Genomic DNA, 5670 nt, shown 5'->3' with positions numbered 1-5670 from the left:
TTCAAATCCTGTCCCCGCTACTGAAGACCATGGCCCGGCACTCGATCTGAGTGCCGGGCCATAGTCGTTCGCGCGACAGCGGTGTTCCGTGCCCGCCCGGCCCGCGCAGTAGCCCGGTTGGACGGCGGCGATTCGCCCCGGGGCCCGGTTGCCGCCAGCCTGGAGGGGGCGCGGAACCCGTGTCCGCAGCCGTGGCGGACCGGTCAGGAGAACATCCTTTGGGGCTATCGGAACAGCGCAGCGGCTACGGCACCCGCCGTTTTGTCCGCATGCTGCCTACGCTGATGATCCTCGGCGGGCTGACGTACGACCTGGTGACACCGTCGAGGTTCACCGCCGCACCGATGTTCGTGGCGGCTCCGCTGATCGCCGCGCCGTTCTTCTCCTGGCTCAACACCCTGCTCACCGGGGTCGCGGCGACCCTGGCCGTGGTGGGGCTGCACCTGGCGAACGACACGATGGCGGATCCGGAGGCGTACACGGAACTGTTCACCGTGATGACGGTCTCCGTGCTCGGCCTGGTCATCAACCGGGTCGTGCAGCGCGGCAGCGAGCGGCTCGCCTCCGCGCGGGTCATCGCCGAGGCCGCGCAGCGGGCGGTGCTGCCCACCCCCGCCGAGCACATCGGCGGGCTGCGGATCGCCGCGCGGTACGAGGCCGCGCAGGCCGACGCGTTCATCGGCGGTGACCTCTTCGCCGTACAGGACACCCCCCACGGCGTACGGCTGATCGTCGGGGACGTACGGGGCAAGGGCATGGAGGCGGTCGAGGTGGTGGCGGTCGCCATCGGCGCGTTCCGGGAGGCGGCCGAGCAGGAGCGTTCGCTGGAGGGCGTCGCCCAGCGGCTGGAGCGCGCGCTCGCCCGGGAGGGGGCGCGGCGGGGCAGCCTGGACGCGTTCGAGGGGTTCACCACCGCCGTCTTCGCGGAGATTCCGCGCGGTTCCGGTCTCGTACGGCTGGTGAACCGGGGTCATCCCGAGCCGCTGATCCTGTACGCGGACGGTGGTCTGGCGTTTCTGGAGCCGGGTGAGCCCGCGCTGCCGCTGGGGATGGGGGAGCTGGGGGTGTGGCCGGACCGGGCGGAGCAGTATCCGCTGCCCCCCGGGGCCACCCTGCTGCTCTACACCGACGGGCTCTCGGAGGCGCGCGACGCACAGGGGGTCTTCTACGACCCGGGGGCCCGGCTCCTGGGCCGGCCCTTCGAGGGGCCGGGGGAGCTGCTGGACGCCCTGGTCGACGATGTGCGCCGGCATACGGGCGGGGGCGCGACCGACGACCTGGCGCTGCTGGCGGTGGCGCGGCCGGAGGAGCTTCAACGGACGGGGCATCGTCGCGCCCGAGCGGGCATCGTCCGGAAGCCCGATGCGAGCGGGGGATGACGGCGGATGCGAGGGAGGGACGAGAAGCCCGATGCGATCGGGAGACGACGGCGGACGCGAGGAGAGACGACTGCGGACGCGGGGGAGAGATGAAGGCGAGATAAGGAGAAGCACGTTCCGTAGTCGAAGGGAAGCCCTCCGCATAACATTTGACGAACTGTCAGATGAACTCGATGAGCCCAGTGCCGATCAAGTCGCCCGAATCCGGCCGCTTGTGTCCCGTTAAGTTCTTCCCAAGAGATTAAAGATCACTCAGAACAACTTGGAATACGGTCCTCGTGTCTATTAACGTTCGATAACGCAGCGCGGTCGTCCCAGCCGTCGTAAGGGCGGCACCGTGCGCGTGCGCCGAATCCCGCAAGGGAACCGGGGAACCACCAATTGGGGTGAATCGGGCTTCATCCACCGCTCAGTTCTGCGGTGGGCGATGCCCGTAGGAGACCTTCCTGCTCCGAACCCGTCAGCTAACCCGGTAGGCGAGAAGGAAGGAAAGGAGTACGCCTCAGTGGCGTCCAACAGCCCTGCCCCGGAAGCGCCCTTCAGGTCCCCGGTCTTCAGCGAAACGGGAGCGGAGCGCTCGTCCGAGGAGTGGAACCCCACCGCCGACACCGTCGGTCCGGTGCGTGGCCGCCACCGGCACCGGGTGATGAAGCAGCGCGGCGGATTCGCCCGCAGCTCCACGGTCCTCGGTGTCGGAGTGATAGCGGCGGTCGGCGCGGGCGGTATCGCCACGGCGCAGAACAAGCCGGCAGTCTCCCTCTCCCTCCCCGACGCGATCTCCGAGAATCTCCCCGGCGTCGACGGCCCCGAGGAAGCCCCGGAGGTCGACAAGACCTCGGGCGCCGCGGCCATGGGGCTCGCCAGGGAAGAGGTCCGGGCGGACCGGTCCGGTTCGGGCGAGGCTCTGCGGTCCCGGATTCTCCAGCAGGCCGACGAGCAGCAGTCCCAGGCGGACGCCGAGGCGAAGGCCGCGGCGGAGAAGGCGGCTGCCGTCAAGGCCGCCGCCGAGGCGAAGAAGGCGGAGGCCGCGGCGGAGAAGGCAGCCGCAGCCAAGGCCGCTGCCAAGGCCGCCGCCGCAAAGGAGAAGGCCGAGGCGGAGGCCAGGGCCAAGGCGGAGGCCGAGGCGAGGGCCAAGCTCGCGAGGAGCTTCGCGCTCCCCACCTCCTCGTACACCATCACCTCCACCTACGGCCAGTCCGGTTCGCTGTGGTCCTCGGGCCAGCACACCGGCCTCGACTTCGCCGCCCCGACCGGTACCCCCGCCAAGGCGGTGGCCAGTGCCACCGTCAAGTCGGCCGGCTGGTCCGGTTCGTACGGCTACCAGGTCATCCTGGAGCTGTCGGACGGTACGGAGGTCATGTACGCGCACCTGTCGTCCATGACCGTCGGCGCGGGCCAGAAGGTCGGCTCGGGCGAAACGATTGGCCGCGTCGGTGCGACGGGCAATGTGACCGGCGCGCATCTGCATCTGGAGGTCAAGACCTCCGGAGGCTCGACGATCGACCCGATGTCCTGGCTGCGGAGCAAGGGCCTCAACCCCTGATCGTCCCGTCCCCTGCGGCTACCTCCCCTGCCGCGCGGTGACGGGTCCACCGTGTCACCCTCCCCCGGCGGCCCAGCCGCCGGGAGTCACGGTCTCCGGCAGTCCTGGCGCTCACCCCCCGACGTCAGGGCTGCCGGTCGAATCCCACCCGGTCCTCCGGTCCGCTCGCTCGCGGCCCTCCGCGAACGCCCGGCGTGGCTTCACTCCCGGCGTGGCTTCCCGCGCGGGCGCGGCCTTCCGTTCCCGGTGCGGCCTTCCGCTCTCGGTGCGGTGTTCCGCTCTCGGTGCGGTGTTCCGCTCCCGCTCCGGTCAGCTGCGGTAGGGGTTGTAGCCCTCGTAGTCACGGTAGGGCGGCGGCATCAGCACGCGGCCCGTCGCTCTCGCCGCGTACGTCAGCGCCGGGCGGGCCACCTCCTTGCGCTGCCACATATGGTGCAGCAGCTCCTGCTCGCGCTCGATGAAGTCCGGGCCCGCGGTCCCCCGGCCCGCCCGGTGGCGCAGAAACGCCAGGGAGGTCGCGAACCGCTGGTACTCCGACACGGCGTGCGCCGCCGCCGGACCCCGGGTGCGGCGGGCGAAGTCCCGGGCCGTCGAACGCGCCTTCATGGAGGACAGCGCCTGCGGCTCCGCCGGAGCGAGCCAGCCGGCCGCCGCGTAGGCGGGCAGCTCGGTGGATATCGTGCGCAGCTCGCGCTGCCGGGTCCAGATCGTCAGCCAGGTCAGCAGCCCGAAGACGGGGACCATGAACGCCCCGTACACCACATAGAAACCCCACGGTCCGAAGTACGACGCCGAGCCGTTCCACAGCGCGTGCACCCCCATGGACAGGACGAGGCCGAGCAGCGGCAGTGCGATACGGCGTATCCGCCGGCGGCGGGAGGCCAGCGCGGCGACCCCGAAGCCGATGCCCGTGAGCACGGTGAACAGGGGGTGGGCGAAGGGGGACATGACGATGCGTACGAAGAAGGTCGCGGCGGTCACCGAGGACAGGCCCGAGTGGCCCAGCGCCTGGTCCTCGTCGAAGGCGGTGCCGAGGTAGAGGATGTTCTCGGTGAAGGCGAAGCCGGTCGCGGTGAACCCGGCGATCACCACGCCGTCCACGATGCCGGTGAAGTCCCGTCTGCGGAAGAAGAAGATCAGCACGATCGCCGCCGCCTTCGCCGTCTCCTCGACAACCGGGGCGATGACCGTCGCGCCGAGGGTGTCCGCGCTGGTGGGGTCGGCGGTGGCGGTGGCTATCCAGCGGGTCGCGAACGAATTCGCCAGGATCGCGACCAGCGCGGCGGCGAACGCTCCCCAGGCGAAGGCGAAGACAAGATTCCGCCAGGGCCCCGGCTCGACCCGGTCCAGCCAGCGGAAGGCGGCGGCGAGCAGCGGCACGGGCAGCGTGGCGAGTCCGATTCCGACGAGAAAGCCCTGGGTGCCGGTCTGTTCGCGGACGAGCGCGAGGATGACCAGCGCGCAGAGCGCCAGCACCGTGATCAGAATCCCGGCCCTGATCGCCCTGCTGTGCCAGAACCGGGCGGCCCGGCGGGGCTTGTAGCGCCAGCGCGACCGCTCGGGCACGGCGTCGAACAGCGGCTGCCGGTCGAAGGCGGGGACGGCGGGGTGCGGATGCGGTGCTGGGGTGTGCGCGCCTCCGGCCGGATACGGGGCGGCGGGGTGTCCGCCTCCGGCCGGATACGGGGCCGGGGTGTGCGCGGTCGTCGCCCGGCCGGCCGCCGGGTGCGCGGGCAGGGCGGGCGGGTGTACGGGAAGTGGCGCCGGGTGCGCGGGCAGGGGCGAGGGGTGCCGGTCCGCCGGGGACGGGGGCGTGGGGCGGGGCGCCCCGGACGCTTCCGGACGGTACGCCGGGCGCGGTGGTGGCTGCGCGGGCGGTTGCTGAAGATGCGGAGGCGGCTCGGACACTCAACGACCCTAACGAGCCCCACTGACAACTGGCGACGGCCTTTCGGCCCGCCGGGCCGTTACGCGTCGTGCGCCGCGGTGTCCGCCGTACGGCGGAACAGCAGGTCACGCACGGTGTGCCCCTTGTCGAGGCCCTGGCCCTCGAAGCGGGTCAGCGGCCGGAAAGCGGGGCGTGGGGCAAAACCGCCGTCCGCCCGGGTGTTGTCGAACGCGGCGTGCGCCGTGAGCACTTCCAGCATCTGCCCGGCGTACGGCTCCCAGTCGGTCGCGCAGTGCAGGACCGCCCCCGGCTTCAGACACCGTGCCGCGAGATCGAGGAACTCCGGCTGGATCAGCCGGCGCTTGTGGTGCCGCTTCTTGGGCCAGGGGTCGGGGAAGAAGACGCGCATCCCGCCTAGCGACCCGGGCGCGAGCATCTCGCGCAGCAGGATGACCGCGTCACCGTTGGCCACCCGGATGTTGGACAGTCCGGACCGCTCCGCCAGGGCGAGCAGATTGCCCTGGCCGGGGGTGTGGACGTCGACGGCGAGAATGCCGGTCCCGGGGGCGTCGGCGGCCATCCGCGCCGTCGCCTCGCCCATCCCGAAGCCGATCTCCAGGACCACCGGCAGGCCGTCGAAGATCTCCGCGAGATCGAGGACCCGCCGCCCGTCGATCTCGAAGCCCCACCTCGGCCAGAGCCGCTGGAGCGCGTCGCCCTGCCCGGCCGTCACCCGGCTGCGCCGGGGCTGGAAGCTCCGGATGCGCCGCTCGTGGTGCGAGCCCGCGGGGTCGGCGACGGGCCCACCGGGGAAACGCGGCTCGCTTTGGTCCCGGACGGGTTCGCTGGAGGTATGGCTT

Annotated in this window: 4 protein-coding genes and 1 riboswitch; of the genes, 2 read left to right on the top strand and 2 right to left on the bottom strand. The window is 71.6% G+C overall.

The genetic code is table 11. The features are described from left to right. Positions 1-218: 218 nt before the first annotated feature. Positions 219-1379, top strand: a complete 1161-nt coding sequence (locus ACWF94_RS31495) for a PP2C family protein-serine/threonine phosphatase (protein WP_453496154.1) — start codon at positions 219-221, stop codon at positions 1377-1379. A 336-nt stretch (positions 1380-1715) separates the two neighbouring features. After that, a riboswitch (cyclic di-AMP (ydaO/yuaA leader) is annotated at positions 1716-1873 on the top strand. Positions 1874-1884: 11 nt separating this feature from the next. Beyond that, positions 1885-2922, top strand: a complete 1038-nt coding sequence (locus ACWF94_RS31490; RefSeq protein ID WP_453496151.1) for a M23 family metallopeptidase — start codon at positions 1885-1887, stop codon at positions 2920-2922. A 309-nt stretch (positions 2923-3231) separates the two neighbouring features. On the opposite strand, the gene ACWF94_RS31485 is transcribed toward ACWF94_RS31490, so the two are convergent. Then, positions 3232-4488 (bottom strand): PrsW family intramembrane metalloprotease, encoded by a 1257-nt coding sequence (locus ACWF94_RS31485; protein WP_453496157.1) that lies wholly within the window; start codon positions 4486-4488, stop codon positions 3232-3234. 401 nt (positions 4489-4889) lie between these two features. Then, on the bottom strand, positions 4890-5670 hold a 781-nt coding region (gene trmB / locus ACWF94_RS31480), incomplete at its 5' end, for a tRNA (guanosine(46)-N7)-methyltransferase TrmB (RefSeq protein ID WP_453496148.1).

This window comes from Streptomyces sp. NPDC055078 (genome assembly GCF_053607985.1).
The sequence above is the reverse complement of the archived record's forward strand: the minus strand, read 5'-3'. Positions and strand labels throughout refer to the sequence as shown.